The following is a 15,946-nucleotide window of genomic DNA, read 5'->3' as shown; positions in this document are numbered from 1 at the left end:
AAAGGAGGCCACTCAATGCTTGCAAAGAATCAGCGGCCACTCACAAAAGATAGTTTGGCTCTGTTGTCGATCTATGGATCATTAAGTCTTCAGAACGGTGAATACTTTCAACAGAATCCCAGATTGCTTTTCAGGAATAAAATAAACTGCCGCAATCAGCTCAAAGCGTTCTGGAATATTGAAAATAAGGAAAGCATGATTCGACATATGGACTGGGTGCTGCAGACAGGATATCGCGAAGAGTACAGCATACTCCATAAGCGCTTCTCCATGATGACCGGTCCCGCTTGCCAAACGTATATTGATAATCTTGTTGGAGATTCAGAAGCGCGTTACCAGGCTGGGATCGTCTATCAATACCTTTATTCGGTTCCTGTTGCGGGGATAGCAGCATATGATTACGCTTTTGCCCTATATGCCGCTTATGCTGGTGCAGCAGCTGGTTATCTAACAGAGAACGAAAAAAATCATTATGCTTCCCTGTTCGTACAGAAGATCCAACAAGAAATAAATGGACCACGGGATTATGTACTCGGTTATATGATAGGCATCCAGTATGTGCAGGTAGGTGCTGATCCAGAGTATATTGCCAAACAGAAAATAGCATTTACCAAAATGATCACTTCTTCCAAAAGCCTTTTGTACACAGTAAGCTTTTGGAAAAAGTCCCATTCCTGATCAAGAAACGGTTCTGCAGAAAGGAGCAACCATAGTATGACAATGATCGGAATCGATCTGGGAACAACGAATAGCCTGGTAGGCTACTGGACCGAATCAGGGCCCATGCTGATTCCCAATGTGCTTGGTAAAAATCTGACTCCTTCCGTCGTAAGTGTGGATGATAATGGAGAGATTCTGGTTGGGCAGATTGCCAAAGAGCGTATGATTACTCATCCGCATGTCACCGCGTCTGCCTTCAAGCGTTATATGGGAACCGAAAAACGTTATCATCTGGGTAACTATACTTTTTCTCCCGAAGAACTTTCTTCTTTTGTGATACGTTCTCTCAAGGAGGATGCCGAATCCTATTTGAGACATGAGGTTACGGAAGCGGTTATTAGTGTGCCGGCTTATTTTAATGATACCCAGCGGCGAATGACCCGGCGTGCAGCCGAACTGGCAGGCTTACACGTAGAACGTTTGATCAGTGAGCCGACAGCAGCAGCTATTTCATATGGTCTGCATGAGCAACAGGAAGATACGACATTTCTGGTATTTGATCTGGGTGGAGGTACATTCGATGTCTCTATCCTTGAGTTTTTTGAAGGTGTGATGGAAGTCAAATCGATTGCCGGAGATAACTACCTGGGCGGCGAAGATTTTACACAACTGCTGACATCTCATTTTATCGCTACACATCAGTTGGATGAAGCATCGCTGGATTCCAAAGAGCGATCTGCTTTATTCAAACAGGCAGAAATATGCAAACGTGGAATCAGTACGCATCCAGGGCGTGGACAGATGACATTTACACAGGGAGAGCAGCATTACGAGCTGGAAATAGACAAGGATGAATTCGAGAAAATTGCTGCACCTTTGATTCTGCGTCTTCGTCATCCGGTAGAGAGGGCCATGCGAGACGCGCAGCTATCTTCTGACGAACTGGATGCGGTTATTCTGATTGGTGGGGCTACACGCATGCCAATGATCCGCTCGGTGATCAGCAAGATGTTCGGACAGCTACCTTTTACACAGATTAATCCCGATGAGGCGGTTGCTCTTGGGGCTGCTATCCAGGTAGCACTCAAGGAACGTAATGAAGCGCTCAAGGAAGTTATTTTAACGGATGTATGTCCATTCACGCTGGGGATTGAGACGAGTCACCGAACCCATGCAGACAATTATGAGTCCGGATATTTCTCACCTATTATTGAGCGCAATACCCCGATCCCGGTGAGTAGAGTAGAAGAGTACTGTACTCTTTATGACCAGCAGAAGCAAATCAGGGTGAACATTTTTCAGGGAGAGAACCGGAAAGTCGAGAATAATGTGAAAATCGGAGAGCTTAACGTAGATGTTCCTCGCGGAGCAGCCGGAGAGCAGATTATTGCGGTACGATTCACTTATGATATTAATGGTATTCTGGAAGTGGACGTGACTACAGTCAGTACCGGAGTAACTCGCACTATTGTTATTGAAAAAGATCCGGGTAAGCTCTCAACCAAAGAGATCCAGCAGCGTCTGGAGCAGCTCAAAGAGATCAAGATTCATCCGCGGGATCGTACAGAGAATCGTCTGCTGCTGGCGCAGGCCGAACGACTGTATGAAGAAACACTCGGTGAAAAGCGGCGGGAGATCGAAATCTGGACTCGCCAATTTGAAAATGTGCTGGCTCTGCAGGATGAACATAAATTAAGGGCAGCAGCAGTAGAATTCAAAAAGCAGCTGGAACTTTTGGAAAAATGGTTTGATTATTAATATTTGTACGGATAGTCAAAGGATCTGCGGCGAGAATATAAAAGTAAGAAAAAAGACATCCGGCCTATGCCGAATGTCTTTTCTTTTTTTCAACCATATAGTAACTGAGTATAGCTCCACACATTCCGACAGCAGCAATGATACCACCAACCAGTGGAACATAGACGAGTCCTGCATGGGTAATAACAACACCACCCAGAAAAGCACCTGTCGCATTACCCAGATTCAGTGCGGAGTGGCTCGAGGTAGCAGCAAGCCGGGGAGCTTCATGAGCCAGATTCATAATACGCAGCTGTATACCTGGCATAATACCAAAAGCAGCTGCCCCCCATAAAAAGATAAATACAAGAGCAAGCCATGGAAGATGCAGCACACCCGATAGAATCATCAGCATCAAAGCCAAAATGGCAAAAATGGTAATAATGGAAGGCATCAGCTTCCAGTCAGCCAGCCTGCCGCCAACGATATTGCCAAGCGTTACACCGATTCCGTACATAACAAGTATCCAGGTAACACTGCTTTCCTGGAAGCCCGATACATCTGTAAGCATTGGAGTAATATAGGTAAATACCGTAAACATACTGCAGCAGCCAAATGCGCCGGTCAGCAGAATGAGCAGCACCTGAGGCTGCAGCAGACTCCGTACTTCTTTGGACAGACTCGGTTGTGCCGTCTGTTCAATACGCGGAATCAGGAACAGAATCCCTACCAGTGAAATAACGCCCATTACAGTAATTGCGCCAAAGGAAGCACGCCAGCCCAGATGCTGACCAATCAGTGTACCAAACGGAACACCGATAATATTGGCAATCGTCAGCCCGGCGAGCACCATCGAGACCGCTCCTGCCCGTTTGTCCGGTCGTACAAGGCGAGCTGCTATCAGTGATCCCGTACCGAGAAACGTACCATGAGCCAAAGCGGTAACCAGTCGTGATCCCATTAACAGACCATAACTTGGGGCAAGAGCAGCGACCAGATTACCAACAATAAAGATAGCCATGAGCAGACAAAGCAGCTGCTTTTGAGCAATGCGATTGGTAGCAATGGTGAGGATGGGAGCGCCTACGGCTACGCCGAGTGCATAACCGGTAATCAGTTGTCCTGCCTGTGGGATGGTTACGCCCAGATCATTGGCGACATTAGGAAGTAGCCCCATAATAACAAATTCAGTCATTCCGATTGCGAATGCGCCTGCGGTCAGGCAGAATAGCGCAGCGGGGAAACGATCATTTTGTGGAGTCGTTTGTTGCGGTGATACTGTATTTTGCATGATTTCTCTCCTATTTCAAAAAATATCTATATGTATGATATATTCATACTAACATTTCAAATTGCAAATGAACATGATTTGCCCGGAAAGGAGCAGGAACAATGTTGGAACTACAGCAGGAAAAACAGCTCAGCAAATGGATCAGCCTGATTCTGCGGCACTCGCCGGAACAGTACGGAATTGTACTGGATGAAGATGCCGCCTGTCCAATTAATGAACTGGTACAAGTGATCTGTCAGGAGCGCAAATGGAGCTTTGTCACCGATGAGCATATTCGTTATGTGGTGGCCCGTTCGGACAAGCAGCGCTTCGAGATTATGGGTGACCGGATTCGCGCACGATATGGACATAGCCGCCCGGCTATTCATTATGAAGCTTCTGTACCGCCTGATGTGCTGTATCATGGTACGTCAGTACAGGCATGGACGATTATTGAAAAAGAAGGACTGCGTCCAATGGGTAGAAGATATGTACATTTATCCGAGAAGACTGACTTCGCCGAATTGGCCGGAAAACGAAAAGGCAAGCTGGTTCTGCTGAAAATCAATACGGCAGCAGCGGTAGATCATATTATGTTTTATAATGCAGGTCATGGGGTCTGGCTGTGTGATCACATACCAGCAGAATGTATCAGTATTCTATAAAAAGAAAAGCAGCGCTGGATCAATCAGCGTCTGCTTTTTTTTATGGATACTCCTGTATGGATAGCACAAATTGTCAATCAGAGTAGATGCTGCCGGATTAGTTTTGACCCAATTGAAAAGCTTCAGCCAGCAGACGATAAGAGCGAATACGTGCTTCATTATCATGAATAGCCGATACGATCAGCAGCTCATCTGTCTGATAATCAGCAGCAAAACGAAGCAGTTTCTCGCGAACCTGATCTGGTGTACCCACTACGCGGAAGCGGCGGGTATCTTCGATATGTGATTTTTCGGTACGGGTGTACGGATATTCTGCTGCCGTCTTGGCAGAAGGCAGATAGGGCATAGGACGATTCTCGCGCAGCATCAGGAAGTAAAGATCATTACTGCGCATATGATACTCGGCTTCTTCTTCAGTATCTGCACAAGAGACGGTAATCGCTGCCAGTGACTTGGGCGCGGAAGCCATAACAGACGGCTGGAAATTCTCTTTGTAATGTGCAACGGCTTCTTCACCGCCAGCCGTACCAAAAAACTGGGCAAATGCATAGGAAGCACCGGTCATCGCTGCCAATTCTGCTGTACCGCCACTTGATCCAAGCAACCACAGTTCCGGAATCGTGGAAATACTCGGTTCAGCAATCAATCCGGCAAAACGGTGATCCGAAGGTGTAGCATCATTCAGATAACCGATTAGATCGACAATCTGCTGTGGATAACGGTCTGAGCTGTGCATAGAAGGGAATTTGCCTTCCTGCAGCGCACGTGTAGCAAGCGGCATACCGCCGGGTGCGCGTCCAACACCCAGATCGATCCGATTAGGATAGAGTGCTTCGAGCAGACGGAAATTCTCGGCGACTTTGTAGGCGCTGTAATGAGGCAGCATAATCCCCCCGGAGCCGACACGAATACGCTTGGTCTGGGAAGCCACATGAGCGATCATAATCTCCGGACTGGAATGAGCCAGGCTGGGAGAAGCATGATGCTCCGACATCCAGAAACGGGAATACCCCAATTCATCTGCCGCCTGGGCAAGTTGGAGTGTATTGGAAAGGGCATTGGTAGCGTTATGTCCTTCATTAATATGAGACTGGTCAAGCACGCCTAACTTCAACATGAATGTTCACCTCGATTTGTATTTGGACCATGCTACTGGAATGGAAATTCTAATAAAAGACAGCCAGCAGCATGGTTGCGAGCAGGTCATATGATTACATCAAACTCGATGTTTCGTAACTTTTTAATACTATGTTACTTTAATAGCGTAACTAATAGTATAGTGCATTTAAATGAAAAATACAAAGTGTGTCTCTAATTATTATTTGTCGATGATATGATTCTGAAGCTTGTCCTCTATACCGAATAGATTATAAAAAAAGCCAGCTATCCCATTCAGCGGGAAGCTGGCTTTTTTATCTATCTTTCTGGATAAAGACCATTTAGAACAAAATATCTGTACAGATAATCTATTCCAGATTGGCGTGGTTGGTAAACATCGCTGCCGAGTCACCGCCACGTTTTTCCATCAGACGCAGCATAATACCATCGAACAACAACAGTACAGTCTGCTCAAACAGCGACCCCATCGGCTGCACTGTCTCATAACTTCCCTGATCCGCCGGATCTTTGGGGGAGCCAGGTACCTGTACAACCAGATCAGCCAATTTACCGATCGAGGAATCGGGGAAAATAGTAACTGCAGCGAGCTGCACATTTTCTTTGCCGGCTTTTTGAGCCATAATATGAAGTCCCTGTGTCTCACCCGAACCGGAAGCGATGATCAATAGATCACCTTTACCTGCTCGCGGAGTCACGGTCTCGCCAACTACATAAGCATCGAGTCCCAGCTGCATGAGACGCATCGCCAGAGCTTTGGCCATCAAGCCTGAACGTCCGGCACCTGCAGTGAATATTTTGCGGGCATTCAGAATCTGCTCTGTCAGCTGTTCCACCTGATCGGCCGGAATGGCTGACAGTGTACCCTGCAGCTCCTGAATAATCCGTTCAAAATGCCCGGAAATGCCAGTCAGTGTACTCATCTAATTACGCCTGAGCGATCAGTTCGCGGATCTGGGAAGCTGCTGCCGCTTTGTCATCCTGGCTGGTGATGCCACCGCCAACGATAACCAGATCAGGGTTGGCTTTGATTACTTCCGGCATAGTTGCCAGTTTGATACCGCCAGCTACTGCTGTTTTTGCTGTTTTAACAACGCTTTTGATTGTTGCCAGATCTTCGAAAGGATTCTGTCCGGCAGCTTGACCATCATAGCCAGTGTGTACGCAGATATAGTCTACGCCCAGCTCGTCCAGTTCTTTGGCACGACTAGCGATATCTTTAACGTTGATCATATCAACCAGTACTTTACGTCCCTGTTTTTTGGCTTCATCTACACAGCCTTTGATTGTCAGGTCGTTACTTGCGCCCAGTACAGTAATAATGTCAGCACCAGCTTCAGATGCTTTCATGATTTCATAACCACCGGCATCCATGATTTTCAGGTCAGCCAGTACTTTCAGATTAGGGAAAGCTTCTTTCATAGCTTTGACTGCATGCAGTCCTTCGTTAATAACGATTGGTGTACCGATTTCTACGATATCGATAAAAGGTTCCACTTCCTTAACAAGTGCGATACCTTCCGGGATATTTACAAGATCCAAAGCGAGTTGAAGTTCCATAAGATCAAATTCCTCCTGTAAGATGCCATATTGGCATGAATTAGTATAGTAGTGCGATGCGAACAATAGGAATTAAATGCAGAGCACACTTGTGTGATTTTCTGTCTGTACCTGTTGCGTTCGCTGTAGTGCTAGTATAAAGTAAAATACATGACTTTTGTAAGTACGCACTTTTTTTTTACATAGTGTCTAAAAGTATACTATGGAGAATGAAAGCAGTTGGAACGATATAAAGAGTAGCTGTATATCCCAGAATCCATGGAGGAATGAATAAATGCGTGAGCGTATTTTTAACTGTGAAAAAGAACTGACCTTATCGGTCATTGGCGGCAAATGGAAAATGCTGATTCTGTGGCATCTTGGCAAAACAGGAACCAAACGTTTTGGTGAATTGAAGTCGCTCATACCTGGTATTACTCAGCGGATGCTGGTCAGCCAGCTGCGTGAACTGGAAGAAGATCTGATCGTTCACCGTGAAGTCTATCCGGTTGTGCCTCCCAAAGTAGAATATTCCCTGACCGAAGTTGGAGAGAGCCTGATGCCGATTCTGGATGCGATGTACAATTGGGGCAAAAACTATATGGAAGTAGCTGAAATTGCACCGGTAGAGATCAAACCGGTATCCTGGAATTAAACGGAAAATAGACCGAATTACAAATAAAAGTGTAAGAACCCCTTGTTTACGGTTATAGATACAGAGAGCCAGATGAACAAGGAGGATACTATAATGAATATTGCAGTTATCGGAGCTAATGGACAGATCGGCAAAATCCTAACACAAAAGCTGGTTGATACCGGTGAACATCAGGTCACGGCAGTGATCCGCAAGCCGGAACAGGCAGCTACATTTGAACAAATGGGTGCCAAAACCGCGATTGGCAATCTGGAAGGCACTGTAGATGAACTGGCGAAGGTTATTAATGGCGCAGATGCCGTTGTATTTGCTGCCGGGTCAGGTGGCAGCACCGGAGATGACAAGACATTGCTGATTGATCTGGATGGAGCAGTGAAAAGTATGGAAGCTGCTGAGCAGTCAGGCACCAAACGCTTTGTACTCATCAGCGCAATGTTCGCTTATGATCGCAGCAAATGGTCAGAATCGATCAAGCCATACTATGTTGCCAAGCATTATGCTGATCGGATGCTGGAAGCCAGTTCGCTGGATTACACGATTATCCGTCCAGGTGGCCTGTTGAATGATCCGGGTACCGGTCAGATCGAAATCGGGGAGCAGCTGAGCGAAGGCGGCAGTATTCCACGTGAAGATGTGGCAGAAGTTATAGCTCATGTACTGGATCAACAGCATACGTATCGCAAAGGGTATGATGTTATTTCAGGCAAGCAGTCTATTGCTCAGGCTGTACAATCGCTAGCCAACTAATGACTGAATATCATAGATGCTTGACGATATAAGGTATACAGAATGATTAGCAAAAAACCGGGTGCTCCAGGCACCCGGTTTTTTGCTATGATTTTATTATTTGTTTTTCCCTTCAGGATGGTTGGCATCCCATTCTTCTGCTTTGGATGTACCGATTGCGATTGCACGTCCTTCATCATATCCTTCATCCAGCAACGCATTAGCAATCTCGACGGCTTTCTCACGTACACGTTCATCCAGATTTTTCATAGAGGTAGGGTAATCTTTTTTGGTCCATGGCATAAGTATCGCTCCTTTGATAGATCATGATAGGGTAACTCGTACAGATGATCTGTAGGCACACTTTGTCGCAGGTCTCTGTATACCATGTACCCTTACAGACCGAGCGGCGAAACGTAGATTGGCTCTGGGCCATAGATGTCTGCAAAGTGGAGAATGTTCAAAGTTCAAACGAAAGATGCAATCCCGGAAATGCATTAAGGAATCAAAGCGATCGTGAACAGACAGTATATGAAACAACCATAAGTAGAGTATCCCTACACAAAAAAAGAACCACTCCTGCCGTATAAGGTGAAGGAGTGGTTCCTGTAGTCACATTAGTAATATCAAGTAATTTCTACATAATATCTGAATATACAATGAAGCCGTGTTACTCTGAGCCTTGCTTTATATGATCATGTAAACAATCATTTATCATCTGCAAGGTATCGGCCAGCACTGTTACTGGAACAGTACGTTGTACTCGCCATAACCTTCTTCTTCCAGCTGCTCTCTCGGTACAAAGCGCAGAGCCGCTGAGTTAATGCAGTAGCGCAGTCCATTTGGACCCGGCCCGTCATCGAAAACATGACCGAGATGGGAGTCGGCTTCACGGCTGCGTACTTCGGTACGAACCATAAAGTGACTGGCGTCCATATTTTCTTTTACGTGATAATCGCGGATCGGACGGGTGAAGCTTGGCCAGCCGCAGCCGGAATCGTATTTGTCTGTCGAACTGAACAGCGGCTCACCGGATACGATATCCACGTAGATACCATCTCCATGATGATCCCAGAATTCATTATGAAAAGCAGGCTCGGTACCATTTTGCTGGGTAACCTTGTACTGCATCTCGCTCAGACGATTTTTGAGATCGGATTTGTCAATCCGGTTGGACCAGTGTTGCTCAATAAAAGCATCCCGTCCGGAACCTTTACGGTAACGTTTGTAATGACCGGTATTCTTCTTGTGATAATCCTGATGGTAAGTCTCGGCTTCATAAAAAGTCTGCGCAGGTGTAATCTCGGTTACGATCGGCTTGTCAAAGCGGCCGCTGGCCTGCAGTTCCTGCTTGGATGCTTCAGCCAGTTCACGCTGATGCTCATTATGATAGAAAATGCCCGTGCGATACGAAGAACCGCGGTCGTAGAATTGTCCACCTGCATCTGTTGGGTCAATTTGCTGCCAGAACAGTTCCAGTAGTTTCTCGTATGGGAAAATAGCCGGATCAAACACGATCTGTACAGCTTCTGCATGACCGGTTGTTTCTTTGCATACTTCTTCATAGGTCGGGTTCTCGGTATGTCCACCTGTATAACCGGAACGAATACTAATGATACCTGGCAATTCTTCAAAAGGAGTTACCATGCACCAGAAACATCCACCTGCAAAAGTTGCTTTTTCGTATTGGGATTCACTCATTATATGATTCACTCCATTCTTGAGAGATAGGTAAAAATAAGATGGTTTGACGTATAAAATTTAATTTGTGAATGGTTCAATAAAATTTTATACAATTATAATTATAAACCATTTACTATAATAAAACCAAAAATCACTTACTTTAAATCAAAATGATCAAAATTAATAATATGGTAGAACATATATATTCAATATCGTTATAGCCAATATGATGACATTGTTGTATAATCATGTTATTGTTCTGAGATAGTTTCCAAAGGGGAGTAGCTTCCTACGATAAAGCCGTCATTACGGGATTAAGTCCCCGGCTTTATTGGCAGCAGATTATAACGCTGTTAGCGAGACCTTTGCCTAATTATGTAATTGGGTGAGGTCTTTTTTGATGCTTGCATCGCCATCACCCAATTACGGTGGTGGCGTTTTTTGATGTCTGGAATCTGCCTTAAGACTTTAATTCCGGCTGAAGCCGAAAGCAAAAGGGGATTGAATGTATGGAGTTATTTACAGTGGAGTTCTGGATAGCCCTGGCGTCGATTATTATGATTGACCTTGTACTCGCTGGTGACAATGCAATTGTTATCGGGATGGCTGCTCGTAATATTCCCAAGGAAAATCAGAAAAAGGTAATTATCTGGGGAACGGTCGGCGCGTTTGTTATTCGGGCAATTGCCACCTTGCTGGTTGTGTATTTGCTGAATATTACCGGTCTACGTCTGATTGGTGGGCTCGCATTGGTGTACATCGCCTACAAACTGCTGGTCGAGGAGAAAGAAGAAGATAATATCTCGGCGAGCAGCCAGATGTGGGCGGCAATCCGTACTATTATTATCGCAGATGCTATGATGGGACTGGATAATGTATTGGCAGTTGCCGGTGCAGCACATGGCGACTTCCCACTGGTAGTTGTAGGTTTGGCGATCTCTATTCCGATTATGGTCTGGTGCAGTACGTTGATCCTCAAGCTGATTGAGCGTTTTCCATGGATCATTGCGCTCGGATCTGCTATTCTGGCCTGGACGGCAGCCAAAATGATTATCGAAGAACCGCTGATCAAGGCATATTTTGAAAATGGCTTTATCAAATACGGATTTGAACTGATTGTTATTGTTCTGGTTGTTCTGATCGGGCTTAAAGTTAAGAAAAAAAATGCCGATGCCAAAGCAGCCAAAGAAATTACTTTGTAAGTAGCGTTTACGGTTTTGATCTCATTATAATTTACAATAAAGAGTTGGTTAAACAAGTCGCTGATTGAATGATACTGATTTTGATGATTTATTGCCTTCGAGTACTGTACCATCCAGTATTGGCACATAGATCAGAAAAGATCCTGTCTTTATTCAGCGGCTTTTTGCTGCGCGATTTTATTTGTGTACTATTTGTATATCAAAAATAGGAATGAACTTAAACAGCAGAGACTGGCACGCTTCCTGCATCTTATGTTTATATAGAAGAGAAGACTCGGCAGTATACACGTTAATATGGATACCTCATTTCAGATAGAAGGAGAATGTACCCTAATGATAAGTGAAAGCCAAGTAGAACATCGTCAACGAGTGGCTCTGATCGGAATCGGTGGAATTGCGCAAAAAGTATATCTCCCGCTATTATCCAGTCATCCGCAGGTAGAACTGGTCGGTGTGGTCAGTCGCTCGGAAGCTACCGTGCATCAGACCATGCAGACCTATCGTCTGGCAAAAGGAAGTATTCGCTCAGAAGATATTGCAGATTGGGATGTAGATGCAGTATTCGTACATAGCCCGACACCAACGCATTATGATATCGTTACCAAATGTCTGGAGCAGGGACTGCCGGTCTATGTAGACAAGCCTTTGTCTTATTCAATGGAAGAATCACGCCGAATGGCCGCATTAGCAGAGGAACGTGGATTGCTGCTGGCAGTCGGCTTCAATCGCAGGTTTGCTCCACTGTATACCCAAGCACGATCCTGGCTTGAGGCAGCAGGGGGCTGGGAACTCTGTGAATCTGTCAAACATCGTACCTCCATGCAGAACTCTTCTGCACGCGAGACAGTATATGATGATCTGATTCATATGCTGGATCTGCTGCTGTGGCTGGGTAACGATGATTATGAGTTGCTGTCGAATCAGCTAAATCAGCAGGGAAATGGCGCAATGCTGCATGCATCCGGTATGCTCTCTCTCGGCGCTCAGCGTTATGCAAGTTACAGCATGGCACGCAGCGCCGGAACCGATTTGGAGAAATTATCGCTGCATGGCAGTGGACGTTCGGCAGAAGTAATCAATATGGAGAGCCTTTATCTATATGAAAAAGGTCAATTGCCGCAGTCCGGTAGTTTTGGGAGTTGGGATACCATTTTGCAGCGGCGTGGTTTTGCAGGTGTAGTAGACCATTTCCTGAATCATCTTCAGACTCCCGGAGATTGCAGTATTCGGGCGGATCAGGTACTGAAGACACATATGCTGGCTCAGCAGTTGACAGCCGGATTATAATATTCAAGTTAGGATAGACTGGATAAGCTGAATAAATATTATCTACAACATTATTAAGTAAAGGAGGTACTTCAATGGATGATTATGAATTTATGACGCGGGAAGAGCAAATGAAGAAGCGTGAAGAGCAGGTGCTGGAGAGTTATCGTCAGGATGAAGACATGATGATTCTTGTATTCACCCAGTGGTGTGTAAATAATGGATTTGATGCCAAAGATCTGTACCAGCGCGCGTATCCGGATCAAGTGGATAATCCGCGTCTGGAACAGGGGATTCGGCTGACCGTACCCAAAGAAGAAGCAGGCGATATTCCAAATGACACCCTATTTGGTGTGTTATCTGTATACGGCAATGAGGATTTGGCTTTTGTGATTAGCGAGGCACTCGAAGATCAGGAAGCTGCCCGCAGAAGACAAAACGAAGAGTAGATGTTTTATTAACACTGTTATATAGCAGCTTTTGTTAATTGAAGATGATACGATTTCGTTTTGACAAAAAATCATGCAACATGCGTATTCTTGATAGCTGTATAATAAATATTCATACAATCAGAATAACCCGGCGAGTCGATTCACATCGTGAACATGGCTGCCGGGATTTTTTGTATATCCACTGAATACAGAAGACATAAATAAACACAAATTTCGAAAATACATAAATTCAAGCTTTATACATTATGCTTTTATCATGATTGGATATCCATACTAATTTATTTAAAAATTTATTATTTAAAAAATTATATATAATTGCGAATAACAACTTGGCAACCGATTAGGGATGTGGTTTAATGATAAATATTACGAATAAAAAAATGTAGATAAATGTAGAATGTTGATATTGGAGGAGAAACAAGATGATGAAAGCTACCGGTATTGTAAGAAAAGTGGATGAATTGGGAAGAGTGGTTATTCCGATCGAATTGCGTCGTATTATGAATATTGATGTAAAAGATGGATTGGAGATTTTTGTAGATAGTGACCGTATTATTTTAAGAAAATACGAGCCTTCCTGCATTTTTACAGGAGAAACTGAAGATCTGGTCTATTTCAAAGGCAAACTGATCAGCCGTAGTATTATTAATGAACTGACCGAATTGCATGCTGCCAAAAAGAACTAAGTTAAAAAACTATACGTTTTGATATCGGATAGCATAGATGTCATCTATATAATAAAGAGGGGCTGCAGCTGGCAGCCCTTTTTTTAATTTAATAAGCATATAGGGGGATTCATGTGTATGTTTACGTAATGTGCTCCCGTTTGGAAATGCGGAATTCCTTGGGTGACATTCCAAATTTGGAACGGAATACACGGTGAAAATAAGTATAGTTGGCGAATCCTGACGATTCTGCTACTTCTTCGAGTGGCATAGGGCTAAACATGATGCGCTCCTGAGCCATATTTAGCCTGACTTCCAGCGCGTACTGCATGATCGTCGTATCAAAAGCTTCTTTGAACAGATGGACGGCTCTCGACACACTGATACCAATATGCAGCGCAATATCCTCTAATTTAAAGGTAGACGAGGCATTTTCTTCAATGTAATTTTTGATCTGATATGCCAGATAAGTTTTGGGTCCGCCAGTAGGTTGCTCTGATAAATAGCGGTCTACAGACATGCAGAGAATTTTCATATAATGAGAGAGAATCTCGGGATACGGATTGTCCATCCGTCGTTTCTCCATAGAAATCTGGCGCATCAGATCCATAATATTATCCGTCAGCGGAATCTTGACTCGTGCAGGACGCTTGCGCTGCTGCCACCATTCATCTGCCCATTCTCCGCCGAAAAAGATATGGTAATCGCCACTTTCTACAATTGATTTGCCTGTAGAAGCGGGTGTGTAATCAATTCGCAGTTCATAAGGCTGATCTGGAGCATAGATATGAAGATCGCCTACTTCTACATTTATCAGTTGACCATTTTGACGCAGTTGGCAGCTGCCTTCGGTTTGAAAGCGAAACAGATAGTTCTGTATTCCCTGAGGCTCGTGCATATGAAAAGGTTTCCGGTGAAAGGAATATCCGGCTGTGAATACTTTACATTCTTTTCCATGTCCATCCATTAAATGATCCTCATTTCAGCAACAAATTTAAATTTTGACCAAATAGTTCATGTTTCGATCATATTATTCATTTTAATTGATGCCGTTTAGTAATACTATGGTAACGAGCTTAAAAACACCATCTTTTCGATGTGATACACAAACGGACAATGGTATGGATAAGTCCAAGTATACATAAGGGTTTATCATACATTGCGCAAAACAGAGGAGGATTACCTGTGAAGCGAATGAAAGCCGGATTAGTCGGATGCGGTAACATAAGTGCTATTTATTTCAAAAATCTCAAATCCAGTCCGGTTGTCGAAATTGTGGCATGCGCTGACATGGTGATTGAAAAAGCCAAAGAGCGGGCTGAAGAGTTTGGTATTGTAAACGTCTTCACTCCAGAAGAATTGATGCAGCAGGAAGATATCGAATTGATTATTAACCTGACCATTCCTGCAGCACATGCGAGTGTAAATCAGGCAGCGCTGGCTGCAGGCAAGCATGTATATGCCGAGAAACCATTCGCTGTATCGCTTGACGATGGGCGGCGTACACTGGAGAAAGCCAAGGAAGCAGGCAAGCGGGTGGGCAGTGCACCGGATACTTTTCTTGGAGCCGGTATTGAGACTGCACGTCATGCAATTGAAAGTGGTCTGATCGGACGTCCGATTGCAGCTTCTGCCTTTATGATGGGAGCAGGCCCGGAATCATGGCACCCGGACCCGGAATTCTTTTACGCCCAGGGTGGCGGACCGATGTTCGACATGGGACCTTATTATTTGACAGCGCTCGCAAGCCTGCTTGGTTCAATGACAAGAGTTAGCTCTTCTGCGGGAATTCAGATGCCGGATCGTGTCGTACACAGCGGGCCAAAAGCGGGTACACCGATTCGTGTACAGACGCCAACACATCTGGCAGGAACCGTTGATTTTGAAAATGGTGCAATTGCTACGATGGTAACAAGTTTTGATATTCCAGGAGGCTCGCAGCTGCCGCGTATGGAGATTTATGGTACCGCGGGAACACTGGATATTCCGGATCCCAACTTTTTTGATGGAGATGTTCGTCTGAGACGAGCAGCTTCGGACGAATACGAAACGTTGCCGCCGGTATTTGAACCGGTCAATAATGATCGTGGTAAAGGGGTTAATGAGATGGTACAGGCGATTCAAGAGAATCGTCCGCATCGTGCGAGCGGTGAACTGGCCTATCATGTACTTGAAGTGATGCATGCCTTCCAGCGTTCTTCTCTTGAAGGCAAACATGTAATCATTCAGAGTCGTGCAGGTTATCGTCAGGGCAGCAGCGATCAGTAAGTTACTGCTGCACATTCATTGATCACCAGGCTTGAAGGTTAC

Annotated in this window: 17 protein-coding genes; 10 read left to right on the top strand and 7 right to left on the bottom strand. The window is 44.8% G+C overall.

Annotated elements, in window-relative coordinates:
- Positions 1 to 15: 15 nt before the first annotated feature.
- Both WH46_RS11565 and WH46_RS11560 read left to right on the top strand, forming a co-directional pair.
- Positions 16 to 678, top strand: coding sequence for a DUF1266 domain-containing protein (locus WH46_RS11565; RefSeq protein ID WP_046226771.1), 663 nt, complete (start codon positions 16 to 18; stop codon positions 676 to 678).
- Positions 679 to 714: 36 nt separating this feature from the next.
- Positions 715 to 2,418, top strand: a complete 1,704-nt coding sequence (locus WH46_RS11560; RefSeq protein WP_046226770.1) for a molecular chaperone HscC — start codon at positions 715 to 717, stop codon at positions 2,416 to 2,418.
- Between the two features lie 64 nt (positions 2,419 to 2,482).
- Here WH46_RS11560 and WH46_RS11555 read toward each other — a convergent pair whose 3' ends face one another.
- On the bottom strand, positions 2,483 to 3,688 hold the full coding sequence (locus WH46_RS11555; RefSeq protein ID WP_017815322.1) for an MFS transporter: 1,206 nt from the start codon (positions 3,686 to 3,688) through the stop codon (positions 2,483 to 2,485).
- Between the two features lie 101 nt (positions 3,689 to 3,789).
- On the opposite strand from WH46_RS11555, the gene WH46_RS11550 reads away from it, so the two are divergent.
- Positions 3,790 to 4,332, top strand: coding sequence for an RNA 2'-phosphotransferase (locus WH46_RS11550; protein ID WP_046226769.1), 543 nt, complete (start codon positions 3,790 to 3,792; stop codon positions 4,330 to 4,332).
- A 97-nt stretch (positions 4,333 to 4,429) separates the two neighbouring features.
- Here WH46_RS11550 and WH46_RS11545 read toward each other — a convergent pair whose 3' ends face one another.
- The 3 genes from WH46_RS11545 to hxlA form a co-directional block, all read right to left on the bottom strand.
- The gene (locus WH46_RS11545; RefSeq protein ID WP_017815320.1) at positions 4,430 to 5,449 is read right to left on the bottom strand and encodes an LLM class flavin-dependent oxidoreductase; all 1,020 of its coding nucleotides are present in this window, start codon (positions 5,447 to 5,449) and stop codon (positions 4,430 to 4,432) included.
- Positions 5,450 to 5,798: 349 nt separating this feature from the next.
- The gene (gene hxlB, locus WH46_RS11540; protein WP_017815319.1) at positions 5,799 to 6,371 is read right to left on the bottom strand and encodes a 6-phospho-3-hexuloisomerase; all 573 of its coding nucleotides are present in this window, start codon (positions 6,369 to 6,371) and stop codon (positions 5,799 to 5,801) included.
- 4 nt (positions 6,372 to 6,375) lie between these two features.
- Positions 6,376 to 7,008 carry a 3-hexulose-6-phosphate synthase gene (hxlA, locus tag WH46_RS11535; protein ID WP_017815318.1) on the bottom strand — a complete coding sequence of 211 codons (633 nt, stop codon included), beginning with the start codon at positions 7,006 to 7,008 and terminating at the stop codon, positions 6,376 to 6,378.
- A 274-nt stretch (positions 7,009 to 7,282) separates the two neighbouring features.
- Here hxlA and WH46_RS11530 point away from each other — a divergent pair, with 274 nt between their 5' ends.
- Both WH46_RS11530 and WH46_RS11525 read left to right on the top strand, forming a co-directional pair.
- Complete coding sequence (locus WH46_RS11530; RefSeq protein ID WP_017815317.1) at positions 7,283 to 7,642, top strand: transcriptional activator HxlR; 360 nt, start codon at positions 7,283 to 7,285, stop codon at positions 7,640 to 7,642.
- A 93-nt stretch (positions 7,643 to 7,735) separates the two neighbouring features.
- Entirely contained in the window at positions 7,736 to 8,389 is a 654-nt protein-coding gene (locus tag WH46_RS11525; RefSeq protein WP_017815316.1) for an SDR family oxidoreductase, read from the top strand.
- Positions 8,390 to 8,485: 96 nt separating this feature from the next.
- Here WH46_RS11525 and WH46_RS11520 read toward each other — a convergent pair whose 3' ends face one another.
- Both WH46_RS11520 and msrA read right to left on the bottom strand, forming a co-directional pair.
- Positions 8,486 to 8,671, bottom strand: a complete 186-nt coding sequence (locus WH46_RS11520; RefSeq protein WP_017815315.1) for a DUF2188 domain-containing protein — start codon at positions 8,669 to 8,671, stop codon at positions 8,486 to 8,488.
- A gap of 438 nt (positions 8,672 to 9,109) precedes the next feature.
- On the bottom strand, positions 9,110 to 10,069 hold the full coding sequence (msrA, locus tag WH46_RS11515) for a peptide-methionine (S)-S-oxide reductase MsrA (protein WP_017815314.1): 960 nt from the start codon (positions 10,067 to 10,069) through the stop codon (positions 9,110 to 9,112).
- Between the two features lie 491 nt (positions 10,070 to 10,560).
- Between msrA and WH46_RS11510 the strand changes: the two genes are divergently transcribed.
- The 4 genes from WH46_RS11510 to WH46_RS11495 all read left to right on the top strand — a co-directional run bounded on the left by WH46_RS11510 (position 10,561) and on the right by WH46_RS11495 (position 13,657).
- On the top strand, positions 10,561 to 11,253 hold the full coding sequence (locus WH46_RS11510) for a TerC family protein (RefSeq protein ID WP_017815313.1): 693 nt from the start codon (positions 10,561 to 10,563) through the stop codon (positions 11,251 to 11,253).
- A gap of 333 nt (positions 11,254 to 11,586) precedes the next feature.
- The gene (locus tag WH46_RS11505) at positions 11,587 to 12,540 is read left to right on the top strand and encodes a Gfo/Idh/MocA family protein (RefSeq protein WP_017815312.1); all 954 of its coding nucleotides are present in this window, start codon (positions 11,587 to 11,589) and stop codon (positions 12,538 to 12,540) included.
- A gap of 74 nt (positions 12,541 to 12,614) precedes the next feature.
- Complete coding sequence (locus WH46_RS11500; protein ID WP_082208384.1) at positions 12,615 to 12,968, top strand: hypothetical protein; 354 nt, start codon at positions 12,615 to 12,617, stop codon at positions 12,966 to 12,968.
- A gap of 425 nt (positions 12,969 to 13,393) precedes the next feature.
- A complete protein-coding gene (locus WH46_RS11495) occupies positions 13,394 to 13,657 on the top strand; it encodes an AbrB/MazE/SpoVT family DNA-binding domain-containing protein (protein ID WP_046226768.1) in 264 nt (87 codons plus the stop codon).
- 121 nt (positions 13,658 to 13,778) lie between these two features.
- On the opposite strand, the gene WH46_RS11490 is transcribed toward WH46_RS11495, so the two are convergent.
- Positions 13,779 to 14,603 (bottom strand): AraC family transcriptional regulator, encoded by an 825-nt coding sequence (locus WH46_RS11490; RefSeq protein WP_046226767.1) that lies wholly within the window; start codon positions 14,601 to 14,603, stop codon positions 13,779 to 13,781.
- 218 nt (positions 14,604 to 14,821) lie between these two features.
- On the opposite strand from WH46_RS11490, the gene WH46_RS11485 reads away from it, so the two are divergent.
- On the top strand, positions 14,822 to 15,904 hold the full coding sequence (locus WH46_RS11485) for a Gfo/Idh/MocA family protein (RefSeq protein ID WP_046226766.1): 1,083 nt from the start codon (positions 14,822 to 14,824) through the stop codon (positions 15,902 to 15,904).
- Positions 15,905 to 15,946: the final 42 nt, after the last annotated feature.

It is taken from the genome of Paenibacillus dauci, from assembly GCF_000971985.1.
GTDB lineage: Bacteria > Bacillota > Bacilli > Paenibacillales > Paenibacillaceae > Saccharibacillus > Saccharibacillus dauci.
Note: the sequence above shows the minus strand (reverse complement) of the source record. Positions and strands in the feature narration are given on the sequence as shown.